Annotated in this window: 19 protein-coding genes and 1 pseudogene; 11 read left to right on the plus strand and 9 right to left on the minus strand. The window is 69.1% G+C overall.

Annotation, left to right across the window (positions count from 1 at the left end):
• Positions 1-42: 42 nt before the first annotated feature.
• From IEY95_RS45660 to dpgB, 5 genes are read right to left on the minus strand one after another with little or no spacing between them, the layout of a single operon-like run.
• Entirely contained in the window at positions 43-1,374 is a 1,332-nt protein-coding gene (locus tag IEY95_RS45660) for a sulfate adenylyltransferase subunit 1 (RefSeq protein ID WP_189192226.1), read from the minus strand.
• Between the two features lie 2 nt (positions 1,375-1,376).
• Positions 1,377-2,285: a sulfate adenylyltransferase subunit CysD gene (gene cysD / locus IEY95_RS45665; RefSeq protein ID WP_189192227.1), complete on the minus strand. Its 909-nt coding sequence runs from the start codon at positions 2,283-2,285 to the stop codon at positions 1,377-1,379.
• The gene (gene cysC / locus IEY95_RS45670) at positions 2,282-2,836 is read right to left on the minus strand and encodes an adenylyl-sulfate kinase (protein ID WP_189192228.1); all 555 of its coding nucleotides are present in this window, start codon (positions 2,834-2,836) and stop codon (positions 2,282-2,284) included. The genes cysD and cysC overlap by 4 nt, the downstream gene beginning before the upstream one ends.
• A 56-nt stretch (positions 2,837-2,892) precedes the next feature.
• Positions 2,893-4,167: a (3,5-dihydroxyphenyl)acetyl-CoA 1,2-dioxygenase DpgC gene (gene dpgC / locus IEY95_RS45675; RefSeq protein WP_189192229.1), complete on the minus strand. Its 1,275-nt coding sequence runs from the start codon at positions 4,165-4,167 to the stop codon at positions 2,893-2,895.
• Positions 4,164-4,823: an enoyl-CoA-hydratase DpgB gene (gene dpgB, locus IEY95_RS45680; protein ID WP_189192230.1), complete on the minus strand. Its 660-nt coding sequence runs from the start codon at positions 4,821-4,823 to the stop codon at positions 4,164-4,166. The genes dpgC and dpgB overlap by 4 nt, the downstream gene beginning before the upstream one ends.
• Positions 4,824-4,997: 174 nt before the next feature.
• Between dpgB and tnpA the strand changes: the two are divergent.
• Positions 4,998-5,228: pseudogene (gene tnpA, locus IEY95_RS45685) on the plus strand (IS200/IS605 family transposase); the annotation flags it as partial.
• Positions 5,229-5,239: 11 nt separating this feature from the next.
• On the plus strand, positions 5,240-5,761 hold the full coding sequence (locus IEY95_RS45690; RefSeq protein ID WP_373294679.1) for an RNA-guided endonuclease InsQ/TnpB family protein: 522 nt from the start codon (positions 5,240-5,242) through the stop codon (positions 5,759-5,761).
• 59 nt (positions 5,762-5,820) lie between these two features.
• Here IEY95_RS45690 and dpgA read toward each other — a convergent pair whose 3' ends face one another.
• The 4 genes from dpgA to IEY95_RS45710 form a co-directional block, all read right to left on the minus strand.
• Positions 5,821-6,900 carry a 3,5-dihydroxyphenylacetyl-CoA synthase DpgA gene (gene dpgA, locus IEY95_RS45695; protein WP_189192231.1) on the minus strand — a complete coding sequence of 360 codons (1,080 nt, stop codon included), beginning with the start codon at positions 6,898-6,900 and terminating at the stop codon, positions 5,821-5,823.
• A gap of 110 nt (positions 6,901-7,010) precedes the next feature.
• Entirely contained in the window at positions 7,011-8,294 is a 1,284-nt protein-coding gene (locus IEY95_RS45700; protein ID WP_229703810.1) for an aminotransferase-like domain-containing protein, read from the minus strand.
• 190 nt (positions 8,295-8,484) lie between these two features.
• Complete coding sequence (locus IEY95_RS45705) at positions 8,485-11,616, minus strand: non-ribosomal peptide synthetase (RefSeq protein ID WP_189192232.1); 3,132 nt, start codon at positions 11,614-11,616, stop codon at positions 8,485-8,487.
• A gap of 561 nt (positions 11,617-12,177) precedes the next feature.
• Positions 12,178-13,206 carry a helix-turn-helix transcriptional regulator gene (locus IEY95_RS45710; protein WP_189192233.1) on the minus strand — a complete coding sequence of 343 codons (1,029 nt, stop codon included), beginning with the start codon at positions 13,204-13,206 and terminating at the stop codon, positions 12,178-12,180.
• 344 nt (positions 13,207-13,550) lie between these two features.
• Between IEY95_RS45710 and IEY95_RS45715 the strand changes: the two genes are divergently transcribed.
• The 9 genes from IEY95_RS45715 to IEY95_RS45750 form a co-directional block, all read left to right on the plus strand.
• Complete coding sequence (locus tag IEY95_RS45715; protein WP_229703811.1) at positions 13,551-13,763, plus strand: hypothetical protein; 213 nt, start codon at positions 13,551-13,553, stop codon at positions 13,761-13,763.
• A gap of 102 nt (positions 13,764-13,865) precedes the next feature.
• Positions 13,866-14,045, plus strand: a complete 180-nt coding sequence (locus IEY95_RS45720) for a hypothetical protein (RefSeq protein WP_189192235.1) — start codon at positions 13,866-13,868, stop codon at positions 14,043-14,045.
• A gap of 47 nt (positions 14,046-14,092) precedes the next feature.
• A complete protein-coding gene (locus tag IEY95_RS45725; RefSeq protein WP_505994369.1) occupies positions 14,093-15,199 on the plus strand; it encodes a ParB N-terminal domain-containing protein in 1,107 nt (368 codons plus the stop codon).
• A gap of 41 nt (positions 15,200-15,240) precedes the next feature.
• A complete protein-coding gene (dpgD, locus tag IEY95_RS45730; protein ID WP_189192237.1) occupies positions 15,241-16,038 on the plus strand; it encodes an enoyl-CoA-hydratase DpgD in 798 nt (265 codons plus the stop codon).
• 218 nt (positions 16,039-16,256) lie between these two features.
• On the plus strand, positions 16,257-16,445 hold the full coding sequence (locus tag IEY95_RS50520) for a hypothetical protein (protein WP_308429422.1): 189 nt from the start codon (positions 16,257-16,259) through the stop codon (positions 16,443-16,445).
• Between the two features lie 15 nt (positions 16,446-16,460).
• On the plus strand, positions 16,461-16,883 hold the full coding sequence (locus tag IEY95_RS50525) for a transposase (RefSeq protein ID WP_308429423.1): 423 nt from the start codon (positions 16,461-16,463) through the stop codon (positions 16,881-16,883).
• A 180-nt stretch (positions 16,884-17,063) separates the two neighbouring features.
• A complete protein-coding gene (locus IEY95_RS45740) occupies positions 17,064-17,786 on the plus strand; it encodes a VOC family protein (protein WP_189192238.1) in 723 nt (240 codons plus the stop codon).
• Complete coding sequence (locus IEY95_RS45745) at positions 17,783-18,298, plus strand: saccharopine dehydrogenase NADP-binding domain-containing protein (RefSeq protein WP_189192239.1); 516 nt, start codon at positions 17,783-17,785, stop codon at positions 18,296-18,298. The genes IEY95_RS45740 and IEY95_RS45745 overlap by 4 nt, the downstream gene beginning before the upstream one ends.
• 106 nt (positions 18,299-18,404) lie before the next feature.
• Positions 18,405-19,046: RNA-guided endonuclease InsQ/TnpB family protein (locus IEY95_RS45750; RefSeq protein ID WP_189192240.1), on the plus strand; the 642-nt coding region annotated here is incomplete at its 3' end.

A 19,046-nucleotide genomic window follows, 5' to 3' on the forward strand; every position in this document is an offset into this window, starting at 1 on the left:
GACATCAGCGGGGGCGACGGCCGCGTGCTCGTCCGCACACGTTCAAAAGTCCCACCCCTCGTCGTCCTCCGCCGGCGCCTCGGTGGCCTGCTCGGCGAAGGCATGACCGGCCATCCCGGCAGTCAGCGTGGTGCCGTCGGCCGGATCGATGAGAAGGAACGATCCGGTGCAGCGGGAATCGGCGTAGCAGTCGATGGGCAGCGCCTCGGCGGTGCGGATCACCACCTGCCCGATGTCATTGGCGGCAAGCGAGCCGGGCGCCGGATGCGGGGACAGGTCGTCCAGGCCCAGCCGGGACGGGATGTCCTTGACGAGCGCCTTGACCGTGCGGGTGGCGTGCTTGATCAGTACGCGGGCGCCCGGGGTGAGCGGCCGGTCCGCGACATGGCAGACGGTCGCCTCGATGTCCTGGGTGACGGACGGCGCGGCGGCGCTCGGAGCGATGAGGTCGCCGCGCGAGACGTCCAGCTGGTCGGCCAGTCGCAGCGACACCGACTGCGGGGTCCAGGCGGCGTCGACGCTCTCGCCGAGCAGGTCGATGCCGGTGATGGTGGTCGTCCGGCCCGACGGCAGGACCGTGACCTCCTGGCCGACGCGGAAGGAGCCGGCGGCGATCTGGCCGGCGTAACCGCGGTGGTCGGGGTGCTCGGGGCTCTGCGGGCGGATGACGTACTGCACCGGAAAACGCGCTGGGGACTGTGCCGGGGCGTTACCGACCGGGACGGACTCCAGATGCTCCAGCACGGTGGGACCGCCGTACCAGTCCATGTGCGGGCTGGGCTCCACGACGTTGTCGCCCTTGAGCGCCGAGATCGGGATCGCTGTGACCTCGGGCACACCCAGCTGCGTGGCGTAGGCGGTGAGTTCGTCGGCGATGGCGGCGAACGTCTCCTCCCGGTAGCCCACGAGGTCCATCTTGTTCACGGCCAGCACGACGAGCGGCACCCGCAGCAGCGCGGCGATCGCCGCGTGGCGGCGGGTCTGCTCGACGACGCCGTTGCGGGCGTCGACCAGGATCACGGTCAGCTCGGCGGTGGAGGCGCCGGTGACCATGTTGCGGGTGTACTGCACGTGCCCGGGGGTGTCCGCGAGGATGAACCGGCGGCGGGCCGTGGCGAAGTAGCGGTAGGCGACATCGATCGTGATGCCCTGCTCCCGCTCGGCCCGCAGACCGTCGGTGAGCAGCGCCAGGTCAGGGGTGTCCTGGCCTCTGCTCCGGGACGCGTGCTCGAGGGCCTGCAGTTGGTCGGCCAGCACCGACTTGGAGTCGTGCAGCAGCCGGCCCACCAGCGTCGACTTGCCGTCGTCGACGGAGCCCGCGGTGGCGAAGCGCAGCAGCGTGGTCGCCGCCGGATGTTGTGTGGTGCTGATCATCGTCAGAAGTACCCTTCGCGCTTGCGGTCTTCCATCGCGGCTTCGGAGAGCTTGTCGTCGGCGCGCGTGGCGCCCCGCTCGGTCAGGCGCGATGCGGCGATCTCGGCGATGACCTGCTCCAGCGTCTGCGCGTCGGAGTCGACGGCGCCGGTGCAGGACATGTCGCCGACGGTGCGGTAGCGCACCTGCCGCTTCTCGGGGATCTCGCCGTCCTTCGGGCCGCCCCACTCACCGGCCGTCAGCCACATGCCGTTCCGGCTGAACACCTCGCGCCGGTGGGCGAAGTAGATCGACGGCAGCTCGATGCGCTCGCGGGCGATGTACTGCCACACGTCCAGCTCGGTCCAGTTGCTCAGCGGAAAGACGCGGACGTGTTCCCCGGGGGCGTGGCGCCCGTTGTACAGCTGCCACAGCTCCGGGCGCTGGCGGCGCGGGTCCCACTGCGAGAACTCGTCGCGCAGCGAGAACACCCGCTCCTTGGCCCGGGCCTTCTCCTCGTCGCGGCGCCCGCCGCCGAACACGGCGTCGAACCGCTGGTCCTGGATGGCCTGCGTCAGCGGCACCGTCTGCAGCGGGTTACGCGTCCCGTCCGGGCGTTCGCGCAGCACACCCCGGTCTATGTAGTCCTGTACGGAGGCCACATGGAGCGTGAGCCCATGGGTGGCCACCACACGGTCTCGGTGGTCGAGGACCTCGGGGAAGTTGTGCCCTGTGTCCACATGCAGCAGCCCGAACGGCACCGGCGCCGGCGCGAACGCCTTCATCGCCAGATGCAGCATGACGATGGAGTCCTTGCCGCCGGAGAACAGGATCACCGGGCGCTCGAACTCGCCCGCCACCTCGCGGAAGATGTGCACCGCCTCGGACTCCAGGGCGTCCAAGTGGCTCAGTGCGTAAGGAGATTCGTTCACAGCAGCCCCCTCTCGGCGAGCGCCGCGTGCACCGCGTCCGCGGACTCCTGCGGTGTCTGGTGCTGCGTCTGCAGAGACACCTCGGGGCAGACGGGCGGCTCGTACGGGTCGTCGACGCCGGTCAGGCCCTTCAGCGCGCCCGCGGCCTGACGGGCGTACAGGCCCTTCACGTCACGTTCGCTGCACACTTCGACCGGTGTGGCCACATGCACCTCGACGTACGGGGTGTCGCTGGAGGCATGCCGTTTGCGCACGGCCTCGCGGCTGTCCGCGTACGGGGCGATGACGGGCACCACGGCGAACACGCCGTTGCGGGCGAGGACTTCGGCGACCAGGCCGATGCGCTGCACGTTCGTGTGGCGGTCCTCGCGGCTGAAGCCGAGGCCCGCCGACAGGAAGCGGCGGATCTCGTCGCCGTCGAGCACCTCGACGCGGTGGCCTTCCGTGCGCAGGCGCCCGGCGAGGGCGCGCGCCACGGTCGTCTTGCCCGCACTCGGCAGGCCGGTCAGCCAGATGGTGGCACCGCACTCCCCCGCCTTGGAGCGAACCATGATCGGGTCAACCTCTTTCCACTCAGAAAGACTCTGGTCGGCGCGCAGGGGCATGCCTAGACCTTCTCCGCGAACCGGCCCACCTTGCTGATGACGTCCTCGCCGTACAGGCGCAGGGCCTGCTGGAGTGCGAACTCGGCCATGTAGCGGCGGAATTCGTCCATCGGCTCCTCGGCCAGGTTCAGCATCTTCCGGTTGGGTACGACCGCCGGGCTGCGCAGCCGGTCGACGGTGCGCGCCACGGCCGCATCGATCTCGTCGGGCTCCACCACCTCGTCGATCAGCAGCCGGGCATCCGGCTCGGTGGCCTGGATCCGGCGGCCCTGCAAAATGACCTGCCGGGAGATCCGGGGCCCGGTGTGCCGGCCGAGCCGGAAGTTGCCGGCCCCGGGCACGATGCCCTCCCGGGCGGCGGGCAGGCTGAGGTAGGCGTCCGACGCGGCGAGGACGTGGTCGAAGGCGAGCAGCAGCTGTGTGCCGCCGCCGATGGCGAAGGTCTCGACGGCCGCCACCCACGGCTTCTCGACCGTGCGCGAGTGCCAGGGTGCGTCCTCGGTCCGTATCCCCCGCACGAGTTTGTGGATGTACCCGAGTTCGCGCAGCAGCAGGAACCCGACCAGCGAGATGTCCCCGGCGTGCAGGCTCTTGAGGTTGATGCCCGCGCTGAACACCCGCCGGCCCCGGTAGCGGGGGTGGGTCATGGTGCCGCCGCGCAGCACGCCCACCTTCACCGCCGGATCGAGGAGCGCCACGTCGACGGCGGTCTCCATGTCGTCGACCTGCTGGTCGTCCTCGGCGTTCAGGCAGTCGTCCCGGTGCATCGTGAGGTACGCCGCGCCGTCTCGCCGCTCCAGCCGGACCGACTTCGTCTCGAGGACGCCGGTGCGGAGGAACTCGGGCAGCAGCTGCAGCGCCCGGGGGGTGGGCCGGAGCATCGTGTCGAGCAGGTGCGCACCGGCCCGGGGGGACCCGAGCACGGCTCGCAGGAAGATGCCCTGGTCGATCTCGTACCCCTCTTTGTCCGCCTGCCGCCGGCCGCGGTCGGCGGCGAGCTGCTCGGCCGTCGGCACCAGCGCGGGGAACTGGGCCGCGGCGGCTTCGAGGAGCTCCGCGATCCGCAGTCCCTTGGTGCGGCCGTCCGTCAGACGGTCGTACACGGCGTCGGCGTGCGTCTCCAGGAAGCGCATCCGCAGCACCCGCGCGGTGTCCTTGACCGCGGCGAGCTCCGCCCGTTCCTCGGGCAGCCGTGATCCGGGCTCCGGCAGCGCTGCCACCATCTTGTCGACGTGCGCGGCCGCTGCCTGCAGTGTCGACCAGACCGGAATGCTCATGACGCCACCTCCACGGGCGCCCGCAGCACCCGGTCGCACGCGGCCAGGTGCGGGCCGAGGGCCTCCTCGAAGCTGTTCGTCGCGGCGTCGAAGTGCAACTGCCGGCGGATGGCTATTTCCTCGCCCGCCAGTGCGCCGACCAGCTCCGCGGCAGCCGCGAGCACGCCGGCGGGGTCGTCGGTCAGCTCGTCGGCGACGCCGATCCGCAGCGCCTCGGGGGCCTCGATGGGCAGTCCGAACAGCAGCGCGCGGCGAACCCGGGCAGCCCCGGCCAGTTGGACGAGCCGGTATCCGGCCATCCCGGGCCAGGTCGCCGTGGCGTCCCTGGGCACCAGCAGCCGGGTACCGGGCGTGACCACGCGGATGTCGCAGGCGAGGAAGGCATCAAGGGCCGCGCCGCCGCAGTCGCCGGAGGCCACCGCCACGGTGGCGCGCGCAACCCGTTCCAGTCGGCGCAGCGCCCGTTCCCACTTGCTGACCTTCATCACGTCGAGGCCGCTGGTCCACCCCTCGGCCGGGACACCGCCGACCTGCACGACCACGACACCGCAACCGGCCCGGTCCTCGGCCGCGTCGCAGACCGCGTGCACGGCCTGCACCGTCGCCGCCGACGGCGGCTCGGTGCCGTCGATCACCAGAGTCAGTGCTTCTTCCATCAGTTCTCCTTCGAGGGGACCACCGGCTTCAACCGGTGGGGGAATCGAAGGTCCCCTCTGGGGGCCGGCCCGGCATAGCCGGGGCTGCCACCTCAGATGTACGTGTGAGATTCAGGGGACCAGGACGTGGTAGATCGGCGCCGTGTGCATGTTCGCCGTGTGGCTGTGGCCAGGATGGTTCGCCGGTTTTCCGGTGGCGTGTACGAACTCGGGCTGCACGTGGTGTGGTGCCCGAAGTACCGCCGTCCGGTCCTCGGCGGACGGGTCGCGGCACGTGTGGACGAGCTGATCCGGGCCAAGGTCGACGAACGGGGGTGGGAGATCGTGGCGCTCGAAGTGATGCCTGACCACGTCCACCTGTTCGTCAAGCATGACCCGAAGTCGTCGGCCTCGTACGTCGCGAGCGGCACCTCGCGATGTTTCCCCAGCGCGCCCGGCAGCGCACCAAGAAGCACCGCGCCGCCGCGCGCAAGGTCGCCACGCTGTACGCCAAGGTCAGGCGCCAGCGGCTCGACTTCCACCACAAGACCGCCCGCGCGCTGATCCGCGACCACGACACGATCGCGCACGAGCGGCTGAACACGGCGGGCATGACCAAGGCGCCCGCGCCCAAGCCCGACCCCGCAGGCGGCGGCGCGTTCCTCCCGAACGGCGCCGCCGCCAAGGCCGGGCTCAACCGCAGCATCCTCGACGCGGGTTGGGGACAGTTCCTGACGGTCCTGGCGAACAAGGCTGAGAGTGCCGGTCGCCTCGTGATCGCGGTGGACGCCCGCAGCACCTCCCGCACGTGCCTCGAATGCGGGCATCTCAGCGCCAAGAACCGCGTCACCCAAGCGCAGTTCAGATGCACGGCGTGCGGCTTCACCGCGAACGCGGACCACGTCGGCGCGACGAACGTCCTCGACAGGGCCAAGCTGGTCCTCTGCGACGCTGCTTAGCCGGCGCTCCAGGAAGCCCGCGCGTTGACGCGTGGGTGGAGTCACGACGCCCTCCGCATTCACCACTGAACCAGCGCCGTTTCGATCGTTGAACCCGGCCCCATGGTCATCAGCACGCCGTACTCGCCGGGCTGGGCGACTGCCTCGTCCAGGAGCCGTTCGTAGGAGAACAGGAACGAGCCGCTCGACACGTTTCCGTAGTCGCGCAGCACACCGACGGTGTGCCGTACGTCGTGCCGGGTCAGCCCGAGGTTGAGCGCGACGGCGTCGATGACCTTCTTGCCGCCGGAGTGCACCAGCCAGTGGGCGATATCGCTGCGGCGCAGGCCGGTGTCCGCCAGCAGCCGGTCCACGGCCGGCTCAGCGTGGGCGCCGACCACGTAGGGGACCTGCGGGTCCAGGTAGAAACTGAAGCGGCCCTGGTCCCGGTCCCAGTCGTAGCGCATGGCGTCGACGGCGTCCGGGATGAGGCAGCTGGCGAACTTCAGGATCCTGGGGCCCTCGGGGACGGGTGCATCGTTGGGAGCCGAGCCCGAGCGGATCGCTATCGCGGCGGCGCCGTCGCCGAAGAGGCTGTTGACCACGGCGGTGCGCATCGTGGAGTCCATGGTGTAGGCGGCGGAGCAGGCTTCCGTGCAGAGCACGACGGCGAGTTCGCCCGGGTGGGCGGCGGCCCAGCCGGAGACCACGCCCAGGGCGTTGAGGCCGGCGTTGCACCCCATGCCCACGATGTCGGAGCGGCTGCAGTGCCGGTCGATGTCGAGTTCCTTGATGAGCAGGGCGCTCAGTCCTGGGGTGAGGAGTCCGGTGGACGTCACGCAGCACAGGTGACGCAGATCGGAGAGTTCGGCCCCGGCCCGTTTGAGGCAGGCGCGCAACGCCTCGGCGCCCATCTCGATGGCCATGGCCTTGTGCTTGTCGAGCAGGTCGCCCTGCGGCTCGTGGACGCGGCCGCCCGCACCGTCCGACGGTGGGAGTGTCAGGTGGCGGCGCTCGATGGCGCTGTTGAGGAAGACCGAACGGATCTTGGGGTCGGTGATCTCGAAGGTGTCGAGCACCTCCTGCTGGGTGTACGACGTGGGCGTCACCGCCGTGCCCACGCCGAGGGCGCGGGGCCGCAGCTCGGCTGCCAGGGTCATCGGAACGTCCACCCCCACATACGCGGCTTGCTCCGCGGTCGTTGATGCCGAGTTGGTCCGGACACGTGCATGTCCTCTCTCGCTGAGAATTGCGCTGCCGGCACTGCTGGTCACAGCGCCGTGCTCTGTGCCTCGACGAAGCGGGCGAGCCTCGCGGTGCCCTCTTCGATCTCGGCAGGTGTCAGATAACTGGTGGACAGCCGGATGCCGTGGTGGCCTCCGGCGCCGGGATAGAAGTGCTTCATCGGCGTCCAGATCACGCCGAAGTCCTGTGCGGATATGACCAGTTGGGCGTTGTCGACCCGGAACGGGACCCGCATGGTGAGGAAGAAGCCACCGGTCGGCTCGTTCCAGCTCACGCCGAGAAGGGCGCGGCGGTCGGCGGGCAGCCGGGCGTGGAGCTGGCGCAGCATCTCCCGCATCGCGTCGCCGTAGTGGGCGGCTGCCCGGGTGTTCAGCTGCGACAGCCGGCCCTGGGCACCGAGCAGCGCGCCGGCCACGGCCGCCTGGCTCAGTGACGAGGTGTTGACGGTGACCATGCTCTTGATCTTGGCGAGCTCGTCGGCCAGCAGATGCTCGCCGCCCCTGGCGTCACGGACGCGCTGGTCGGCGACGACGAATCCGACTCGGGCGCCGGGAAAGACCGTCTTGGAGTACGAGCCCAGATGCACCACCCGGCGCGCCCGGTCCCGGGACTTCAGGGTCGGCAGCGGTGTGCCCGGGCTCACCAGTCGGTACGGGCTGTCCTCCAGAACCAGGAAGTCGTACCGCTCGGCGAGCTTGAGCAGGTCCTCGCGGGCCTCGGTCGCCATCGTGGTGCCGGAGGGGTTGGAGTGGTCGGGCACCACGTAGAACGCCCGCGGGCGGCGGCCGTTCGCCAGCTCCTCCCGCACCGCGGCCTCCAGATCGGCGGCGCAGAACCCGTTCTCGCGCTCCTCCACCGGGCGCACGCGCACGTCGAGCAGCCGGGCGGCCCCGGTGATCCCGACATAGCAGGGGCTGGAGACCAGCAGCACGTCGTCGGGGCCGGCCATGAGCGCGCGCAGCACCAAAAGCATGGCCTCCTGGGCGCCGACGGTCACCACGATGGACTCGGCCGGCACATCGGTGTCCTCGTCCGCCCGCAGCGAGTCGGCGATGATGCCGCGGATCAGCCCCGCTGTCGGCCCGTACTGGTACAGCGCGGTGCGGATGTCGTCCGGCGAGCCGCCCTGCTGCGCCAAGTGGTCCATGTACCGGCGGATATGGGCGATGACCTGATCGGTGTCGAAGAATCCGTCGTATGGCCGTCCTGGTGCGAACGAAATCGCGTCCGGGTATCGATGGGTCACCTCATTGAGGAAGTTCATGGTGTCGAGCACCGGTTCGGAAACACTGCCGTGCAGCTCTGCCATTTCCAGCCAATCCCGCGAAGGGGTGTCGGTGGTAGCGGTGTTTCCTGGCATGAAAATCCCCTGAATTCCGATGAATTGAGGCTGATTAGGGGCCTCAGCATCACACGATCACTCGCGCTTGCCAATGTCGTCCAAGTGCTTTCCCGCGCCGTCGCATCGGTGTTGCGAAACGCATTGTTTCCGGCACCGATCAGGCCGGTACGGCGTCCCCTTCGTCGGGGGTGAAGACCCGGCATCCGGGGTCGGCCACGACTGTCGCGAGCAACGCGGCGAAGCGCTCACCGATCCGCTCGACCGTCGATGCGTCGAACAGGGCGGTGTCGTACTCGATGTAGCCGGTGATACCGGCGGGGCGCCGCTCGTCGTCGTACTGCTCGGTGACGCTGATGAGCAGGTCGAACTTCGAGGTCGACGTGGCCTCCTCGACGACCGAGACATCGAGGCCGGGCATCTGGAACTCGTAGCCGGTGACGTTCTGCAGGACGAGCATGACTTGGAACAGCGGGTGCCGGGAGAGCGAACGGGCCGGATTGAGGGCCCCGACGACCTGTTCGAAGGGCACGTCTTGGTGGGAGTACACGGCCAGGGCGGTCTCCCGCACCCGGGCGAGCAGTTCGGTGAAGGAGGGGTTTCCTGACAGGTCGGTGCGCAGGACGACCGTGTTGACGAAGAAGCCGACCAGGTCGTCGAGTGCCGCGTCACCGCGCCCGGCCACCACGCTCCCCAGGGGGATGTCCGCTCCGGCACCGAGCTGGTGCAGCAGCATCGCGAGTCCGGCTTGGAGCACCATGAACGGTGTGGCGTCGTGTGTGCGCGCCAACGCGGCGATTGCCGCCTGGAGTTCGGCATCGAGCCGGAGCGGGAGGGCCGCGCCTTCGTGATGGCTGTCCGCGGGACGCGGTCGGTCGAACGGCAGGGTCAGCTCGTCCGGGGCGCCGGCCAGGGCGTCCTTCCAGTACGCGAGCTGACGCCCGGCGAGACTGTCAGGGGAGTCCGGGTCGCTGAGGAGCGTCTGCTGCCACAGCGTGTAGTCCGCGTATTGCAGGGGAAGTTCGCGCCACGCCGGGGCTTCGCCGGAATGCCTGGCTGCGTAGGCAGTTGCCAGGTCACGGCTGAGTGGTGCCTTGGACCATCCGTCCGAGGCGATGTGATGCAGCGTCAGCACCAGCACGTGCTCGCGCTCGTCCAGGACGAACAGTTCGGCACGCAAGGGCGGATCGGCCATCAGGTCGAACGGCCGGCGGCCGGCCTCGCGTACCGCGGTGTCGAGCTCGCCCTCGTCGACGGCCCTGACGGGCAGGACGAGGTGCAGGTCGGCCGGGTCGAGCACCACCTGGTACGGCACTCCGGCCTCCTCCCCCACGACGGTGCGCAGGCTCTCGTGCCGGACGGTCACGTCCCGGACCGCCTCCTCGAGCGCGTCCCGGTCCAGGTCGCCGCTGAGCCGCAGGACGACGGGCAGGTTGTAGAGCGGGGAGGGGCCGTCCCACTGTTCCAGGAACCACATCCGGTGCTGGGCGGTGGACAGCGGGACGCGGGCGGGGCGCCCGCTCCGGGCGAGCATCGGGCGCCGGGCCTGCGGGCCCTGAGCACGCAGGAGATGAAGCAGTGCGGCAACCGTCGGGGCACCGAAGAACTGCCGGATCGACACGTCCGCGTCGAAAGCGGTCCGGAGCTCACCGATCAGCCGGGTGGCACGCAGGGAGTGGCCGCCGAGGTCGAAGAAGCTGTCGTCGATGCCGACCCGCTCGGTACCGAGGACCTTCGCGAAGAGCGCACAGAGCTTTTCCTCGTCAGCGGTGCGCGGAGCGCGGTAGGTGGCGGTCGCGGTGAATTGCGGTGCGGGCAGGGCCCGGTAGTCGACCTTCCCGTTGGAGGTGAGGGGGAAGGCGTCCAGGGCCACGAAAGCGGCGGGGATCATGTAGTCGGGCAGGGCGGCCGCGGTGTGGTCGCGCAGTGCGCCGACGTCGATGGCCCTGTCGCCGACGAAGTAGGCCACCAAACGCTTGTCGCCCTCGGCCTCCCGGGCCGTGACCACGACCTGGGTGAGCCCCGGGAACGCCGACAGGACGGTTTCGATCTCGCCCGGCTCGACGCGGAAACCGCGGATCTTGACCTGATCGTCGGCACGGCCGAGGAAGTCGAGCATGCCGTCCCGGTTCCGGCGCACGAGGTCGCCCGAGCGGTACATGCGGCTGCCGGCCGGCCCGTGCGGGTCGGGGACGAAGCACTCGGCGGTACGGCCGGCGCGATGAAGGTAGCCGCGGGCCAGTCCGGCCCCCGCGATGTACAGCTCACCGGGGGTGCCGACCGGGACCGGGGTCAGCTGCTCGTCCAGGACGTAGGTGCGCATGCCGTCCAGCGGGCGGCCGATGGGGACCCGGTCGGCGACCTGGGCCGCGTCGGTGTAGGCATGCTGGGTGGCATACAGCGTGGTCTCGGTGGGGCCGTACGTGGCGCGTACCACCGTGCCAGGACAGGACTCAAGGATCCGCCGCACCGCGACCGGGGAGATGATGTCGCCGCCCGTGGACACTTCGCGCAGCCCGCGGAAGGTTTCTGGCGCGGCCTCGGCGATGGTCCGCAGCAGACCGGCGGTCATCTCCACACTGGTGATCTTCTCTGTGTCGAACAACTCTCGCAGCCGGGGCGCGGACACGTCGTCGGCTGCGGCCACGACCGAGGTGGTGCCGCGCAGCAGAGGCATCCACAGGCCGTGCAGCGAAGCGTCGAACGCATACGGGGCGATCATCAGGACCCGGTCGTGATGCCCGGTGTCGAACAGCGCGTCGTCCACCAGATCCAGCACATTGCGGTGGCTGACGGCGACGCCCTTGGGCATCCCGGTGGAGCCGGAGGTGAACATCACGTACGCCAGCTGGTCCGGCGCGCACACCACCTCGACCGGCCCAGGCTCGGCCTCGACGCCTGCCGGCCCGTCCACCCGCACGACGGTGACATCGCCCTCGGGCAGGCGCTGAGCGGCCATCACCGCATCGGTCAGCAGGACCCGTGCGCCGGTCCGGCGGATGATCCATTCCATGCGCCCGGTCGGAAACCCCGTGTGCAGGGGCACGTAGCAGCCACCGGCTTTGAGAACGCCCAAGAGCGCCACCGTGCCATCCACGCTGCGGTCGGTCAGCACCGCGACCGGCGCCTCCCGGCCCACTCCCAGACCGATCAGGACACGCGCCAGCGCATCGGACCGCTGATCCAACGCCCGATACGTCAGCTCACGCCCCGCGGAACGCACCGCCACCGCGTCCGGAGTACGCCCGGCCTGCTGACGGAACCGCCCGTGGAGGGAAAGCACATCGCGCATCTGGTTCGACTCCACATCATGTCCGAGGCGGTTCTCTGCAATCGCAGGAAAGCGGGAACCCCAGCTCTGAAAAGTTCTCCACGGCCTACGAATTACCGCTGATGGAGATCTCTTGCTGTGATGCACCACCAGACCAGAACCGACTGGGAGCGTCAACGCAGCCGGTTTTCATGGCACTTGAATACCTATTCGACTGGCCAGATACCGGGCCGGCGGGGCGGAGCGGGCCGGGCATGCGCGACGACATGTACAAGCGAATCCCGGAATCACTTGGACACCGGGCGTGGGCGCCCGAGTGGGCTGTCCCGACGTGGGCCCGGAGCGTGGGGCGGGCACGAGCCTCCAGGATCAAGAGCCTGCGCGGGGCGGCCGGGGCCGGCGGCCGCACAGTCCATCTGCCGGATGTCCGTGACATCCAGGTGTGCACGGTGAACAACCTGCCCAGCTCGCGAAGATGATCCGCTCGCACTGGCAGATCGAGGCCCTGCACCACGTGAGGGACACCACCTTCGGCGAGGGCACCCTGGCACGCCCGCCGGCCGAGAACGCAGCACCGGCCCCTCAGTCGGCGCCGGAAGGGAGGAATCCCTGCTGTATGGCGATCACTCCTGCCTGGAAGCGGCTCCGCGCGCCCAGGTGGGCCATGAGGCTGGAGGCGATCCGGCGGGCTGTACGCGGTGACACCCCAAGACGCTTGCCGATGGCCTCGTCGGTGTGGCCGAGTGCCAGCAGCCGGAGCGCCTCGGCCTGTTGACCGGTCAGCTCTCCAGGACCTGCGTGCTGTGGTGCCTTGAGCGGCTCGGCGGACTGCCACACGCTCTCGAACAGGCTGTGCAGCACGGTGACCATCCCCGGCGAACTCACCTGAACGGCTCCGGCGGCGGTATCGTCGGCATTGGAGGCGATCATCACGAATTTGCGGTCGTAGATGATCATCCGGTTCGGCAGCGACGGGACGGTGCGCACCTCACACCCCTGTTCGGTCAGCCAGTGCGCGTGATCCATCGTCGGCCGGTCATGCCGAATGCTGTCCAGGTAGATCGTGCGCATCTGGACACCGCGTCCGAGCAGTTGCTGGTTGAGCGGCCGGGATGCCCGCATGTTCTCCGGCTTCTGCGGGCCGCCGGGCGCGAACGTGAGGAGTTCTTCGGCCACTTGCTCATTGAGAACGGTCAGATGGTCACGGATGGCGTCCAGCCCTGCCAGGTACTTGACCTCGGCTTCGGAGCTGCCGGGAGCCTGACGTCCGTCGTAGTCAAGGATGAACCTGGCCGCCGCGGCTTGCGCTGATTCCAACCTCTGCTGCTGCGCGGCGACTTCGGAGCGCTGTTGAGCGATCAGGATCTCCATGCCCACGTGCGGGCTGACCGCGTACAGGCGATGGGGGGAATCGGCCGAGGGGCGTACGAGGGCCAACTCACTGAGGCGGTCGAGGGCCCCCCGGACGACCTGTTCCGGCAGGTCCAGCCTGCCACAGATACCGGCCACGCCATTTGTTCCCTCGAGCAGAGCGATGTAGACGGACTCGAGGAGCGGCTCTAAGCCGAGCGAGCCCAGAGCACCTGAATGGATCGCCCCCGCGTCAACCATGCCGCCCCCGCCCCGACGCATTTCAAGACACACCCGACCGATCAAGTGATCCTATTTGTTCACGATACGGCGGGGCAAGAAGCTGCCCGAGTTGAACAGAGTTGATTCATATTTACCCAGATGGCCCACCTGTGTACTGTCAGGGCTCGCAGACGGCGCCGGGACCGGCCCCGGTGACTGCGGAATCACATCGTCCGGAACCAGGTATTCGGATGGCAATGACATCTATGTTTCTCGTGCACATATCTCTCCGGCCGCGTTGGCCGGCTGCAGAAATGCCCCCCTCAGCCGCGGAGTCCATCGCCCGATCCTGCACCGACCGAGACGGCTTCGAGCATGTGAGCGTGCACCCGGGCGCATTCCCTGACCCGGTCGTCGGCTTCTACGTGCAGGCCGGCTCACTGGAGGAGGCCGAGACCGCGGCCCTCTCCCTGTGGGGCCATGCCAGCTCCACGGTGGCGGAGCTGCAGGCTTGGGAACCGACGCGCGCCGAGGTCCCCTTGTTCCGACCTGACCTCCAGACGGATCCGCCCCCGGGACTGGGATGGACGGAGTAGGTCATGGCCGGTTTACCTCCCGCCTCCCCACTTTCCTTCTCCTTGGGCCGACGCCAATCTCTTTCTTGTCGGCGAGACCCAGTCACGGAGAAAGGGAACCCAATGTTCCGTACGATTCTGCGCAGCGTCCTTGGAAACATGGTCCTGGCCGGTGCTCTTGCGATGGCGGCCGGAATTCCCGCACAGAGCGAGAACGCCAACTCCCGAGCTCTGGAAGTTCATGCGCAGGCCGCCTACTCGAATACGACTCTGGCCAACCTGGACGACCACGGATGGCAGTGAACTCGACCATTCGTGGATCGGATTGGCTTCGTACGACGGGAATGGCCATGGACCCAGCAGACTCGGAATATTTGGAAAAACTGCAATCCATCCTCAAAGAACTGCCCGTTGAGCAAGTTCCGGTGAGGCTTCTCCAGACGGGCTTCTCTCCACGGGTGCACGGTGAGGACGCCGATCACATCCGGCTCCTCGCCGAGACCGCCGAGGAGCTCCCGCCGATCCTCGTACACCGCGCGAGCATGACCGTCATCGACGGCGCCCACCGGTTGCGCGTGGTCGAGCTCCTGGGGGCTGAGCACATCGCGGCGCGCTTCTTCGAGGGGGATCAGGAGGACGCCCGGCTCCTGGCGGTGGCAGCCAACATCACGCACGGGCGCCCTCTGTCCACGACCGACCGCGCCGCTGCCGCGATGCGCATCTTCGCCGCGCATCCCCAGTGGTCCGACCGGGCCGTCGCGGCGGTCACCGGCCTCTCCCCGAAGAAGATCGCGCGTCTGCGCAAGGAGCTGGTGCTGCCGCAGTCCGACTGCAGGGTCGGGCGGGACGGCCGGGTCCGGCCCGTCGACTCCGCACGCAGACGGGAACGAGCCGGTGAGCTGATCCGGAGCAATCCCAGCTTCTCCCTGAGGCAGATCGCAGCGGAGGTGGGGCTGGCCCCGGCGACCGTCGCGGACGTGCGCAACCGGATCCAGCGCGGCGAGAGCCCGGTACCGAGCGGCGCACGGGGTCGCACGGCTCAGGCCGCAGAGACCGCGCACCACACGTCGGCGGCGGAAATGGTCCTGGTCCAGGCGCCGTTGACCGGGGCCACCATCACCCGGCTCCCTGCCACAGGGCAGCGGGCCCGCGCCGGTGAGAAGACCCCGGGCATGGCCCTGGAGGACATCAGGAAGCTCATCACCATGCTGGCCCGCGACCCTTCGCTGCGCCACAACGCCTCGGGGCGCTCCCTCCTGCGCCTGCTCGACGCCTGCGCACTGGTCACCCAGGACCGGCAGAAGATCACCGAGACGGTGCCCACGCACTGCAAGGAGTCGGTGGCGCAGCTCGCTCAGGGATACGCCGGGATGTGGCGGTGGCTGGCCGACGATCTGGTGCGGCAGGTCGAGGAGATGCACGCCCTCGGCGAAGGCGACGGGGCGCTCAGCGCGTAGTTCCCGCACCGAGTTCTTCTCCCTTTCCGGACGAGGCAGGTATGACGTCGGCAGTCGTTTACGAGAAGAGCGGACATGTGGCCCGCATTACGCTCAATCGCCCGGCGGTGCTCAATGCGATGAACCTGGCCATGCATGAGCAACTCACCGAGATCTGGGACGACTTCGAGAACGATGACGATATGTGGGTCGCGGTGCTGTCCGGTACCGGCGACCGGGCTTTCTCCGTCGGCCAGGACCTCAAGGAACTGGAGCGGCGCACCAGGGAGGGAATTGCCGAGCCCTCGACATTCGGGAGCCGTGGCAAACCGGGCTGGCCGCGGCTGACCGAGCGGTTTCGCATGGCCAAGCCGGTGGTGGCACGCGTCCACGGATACGCGTTGGGCGGTGGGTTCGAGCTGGCACTGGCCTGCGACGTGATCGTTGCCGCCGAGCACGCCGAGTTCGGGCTCCCCGAAGCGCGGATGGGCCTGATAGCCGGCGCCGGCGGAGTATTCCGCCTCACTCGGCAGGCTCCGCTCCGTGTCGCGCTCGGTCACCTCATGACGGGCCGCAGGATGAGCGCGGCCCGGGCGTATGAACTGGGGCTGGTCAACTCGGTCGTTCCCGCCGAAGAGCTGGACACGTGTGTCGACGGCTGGGTCGAGGACATCCTGCGCTGCGCCCCGCTGGCCGTCCGTGCCGTCAAAGAGGCCGCGCTGGCCTCCGTCGACCTTCCGTTGGAGCAGGCATTCGCCACTCGCTACGTGTGGGAGGAACGCCGTATGCACAGTGACGACGCCACAGAAGGGCCCCGCTCCTTCCTGGAGAAGCGCACGCCTCGATGGCAGGCCCGCTGACCTTCCGCCCCTTGCCGGAGAGATCAGAGACGCTTCAGCATGATCTTGCGAGGAGCCCCAAGCATTCACGCCCGGGAGGAATCGCATCCTGGGCTGGGCGGCGCGGAGCGCCGCCGTGCCGTGCAGCGCAGAGCGCGGCCAACACATGGGCCCGGAGGGTCCGGTGAGATCTCGGTGTTCGCATGCCGGTGATCCGGAGGGCGGGTGGCGTCGCACAGATGAAGCTGGTGGTGCAGGTGAAGCTGCTGCCGACGCCCGTGCAGGCGGCGGCACTTGAGGCAACCCTGCACGCCCGGCGGGCCGCCGAGAAGCCGGTGACCTTCCGCCCCGATGGTGCGCAACCCTACGACGACCGGATGCCGTCCTGGCAGATCGTCGACCGCACGGTCTCCCGGTGGACCCTGTAGGGACGGACGAAGGCGGTGGCGTTCACCGCCTCCCCCGAGCACCTGGCCCGGCTCGCCCTGTACCGCAAGGGTGAGTCGGATCTGCTGTTCCGGGACGGCATGTGGTTTTTGAACGCCACCTGCGAGGACCCCGAGCAGCAACGCCAGGCCGATGCAGAGGAGTTCTTGGGGATTGATCTGGGGATCGTGAACATCGCCACCACCTCGGACGGCCAGATCATGGCCGGGCGCGCACTGAACCGGGGGCGGGCGCGCGAGCGCACCCTGCGGACCGGACTCCAGCGCAAGAACACCCCGTCCGCCAAGCGCCGGTTGAACAAGCGGCGCCGCAAGGAGGCCCGGCTGCCGGTTCGAACTGGACAGGAACAGACGCCTCGACCTGGACCTGACCGCCCGCGCCGCGCACCCCCGAGGGTGAACCGGCTCGCCCCGGCGTGACGGGCTGACTCAGCCGGTGCCGTGGACAATGGTGCCGTTCCGCACGATCGTCGTCTTGTGGGAGACCGGGCTCCCCCGCCGGAAACTGGGATGCGGGTGCCGCACGGCCACCCCTAGGCTGCGCCCGCGGGGAGGGCGAGGCGCCGTATCGGCCGTCAGTGGAGCGGAGATGCCCGGGCTATGACCAGTCAACTGTTCGCGATCTGCTTCAATGCGAGCCGGCCGTCGGGCCTGGCGCGGTTCTGGTCCCGGATCCTGGGCTGGGAGTTGGCCGACGGTCCGGACGACGACGTCGCGATCCTGCCCCCTGATCCCGGCGGGTTCCGCATCCGTTTCCTGCCGAGCCAGGAGCCGAAGACCGGCCAGAACCGGGCGCATTTCGACCTGACGAGCACCTCCCCGGAGGATCAGCAGCAGACGGTGGCCAGGGCGCTGGAATTCGGCGGGAAACACATCGACGTGGGCCAACTCCCCGAAGAGGGGCATGTGGTGCTCGCCGATCCAGACGGCAACGAGTTCTGCGTAATCGAGGAGGGCAACAAGTTCCTCGCCGACACCGGCTTCATTGGAGCGGTGGCCTGCGACGGTACGCAGGAGGTCGGTTACTTCTGGAGCAAGGCGCTGCGGTGGCCGCTGGTCTGGGACCAGGACCAGGAGACCGCGATCCAGTCGCCGAACGGCGGTACGAAGATCACCTGGGGTGGTCCTCCGGTGCCGCCGAAGACAGGCACGAACAGGCTGTACTTCGAGCTGGCGTTCCCCGCCGACGCCGACTGGGAGGCAGAGATCGGCCGCCTGGTCTCGCTTGGCGCGACGCGCACCGACATCGGCGAGGGCGACGGCGTCCGGGTGCTCATGCTCGACCCCGACGGCAACGAGTTCTCCGTACAAAAGCCCCGATGACCGGGCGCATCATCCTCCTCGACGCCACGGGATTCACCGGAGCGCTGGTGCTCGACGCCATGCTGCGTCGCGGCCTGAAACCGGTCGTGGCCGGACGCAACCGCGGCGCCATGGCAGCCCTCGCCGCACAGCACGGCGGGCTTAAGTACGCGGTCGCCGACGTCGGCGACACCGCCGGCGTGCGCAAACTCGTCAAGCGCGGCGATGTCCTTGTCACCACGGTCGGGCCCTTCGAACGCTACGGCCATCCGGTGGCGCAGGCTGCCGCCGACGCCGGTGCCCACTACATCGACTCCACCGGCGAAGTCGGCTTCGTCCGCGCACTGCGCGATGGCTGCCACGCGCGTGCCCGCGAAACCGGGTCGGTGCTGCTGCCCGCGTTCGGCTACGACTACGTCCCCGGCATCCTCGCCGGAACCCTGGCCGCCCGGCAGGGCGGAGACGCCGTACGCGCGATCGACATCGGCTACCGGGATTCATTCGCAGTGCACCGGCGTTCACGCCGGTGGTGAAGCGAATCTGAATGCGGCGACGCGGAGCGTCGCCGCATCGTTGCGGCGGAGCTGGATTCAGCTGACGCGCTCCGGGTTGTCAGTGGCTGGTGTTAGCGTCCGGGTCGTGTGGCTTCGGTATGCCTTCCGCCTCGACCCGACATCGGGTCAGCGCCTCGCGCTGGCCCGGGCGTTCGGGTGCGCGCGGGTGGTGTACAACGACGCGATCGCAGCACGGGAGCGGGCGCGGGCGGCGGGGGAGGCGTTTGTCACTGCGGCGGTGCTGTCGAAGACGCTGGTCACCGAGGCGAAGAAGACCCGTGAGCGGCACTGGCTGGGCGAGGTGTCGTCGGTGGTGCTGCAGCAGTCGCTGCGGGACGTTGAGACCGCCTACCGCAACTTCTTCGCCTCCCTCAAAGGGGAGCGCACGGGGCCGAAGGTGGGTGCGCCGAGGTTCAAGTCGCGCAAGGATGCCCGTCAGTCGATCCGGTTCACCGCGAACGCCCGCTGGAAGATCACTGAGGTCGGGCGACTGCTGCTGCCGAAGATCGGTGAGGTGCGGGTGCGATGGTCGCGTGTCCTGCCCTCAGTCCCCTCCAGCGTCACTGTGATCCGTGACGCGGCGGGCCGGTACTTCGCCTCCTTCGTGATCGACACCGACCCGGCCGTGGATCTGGAGCGGATGCCCCACGCCGGCCAGAGCGTCGGCATCGACCTCGGGCTGGCCCACTTCGCCGTGCTGTCCGACGGCACGAAGATCGACAGTCCC

It is taken from the genome of Streptomyces albiflavescens (assembly GCF_014645835.1).
In the GTDB taxonomy this organism is placed as follows: domain Bacteria; phylum Actinomycetota; class Actinomycetes; order Streptomycetales; family Streptomycetaceae; genus Streptomyces; species Streptomyces albiflavescens.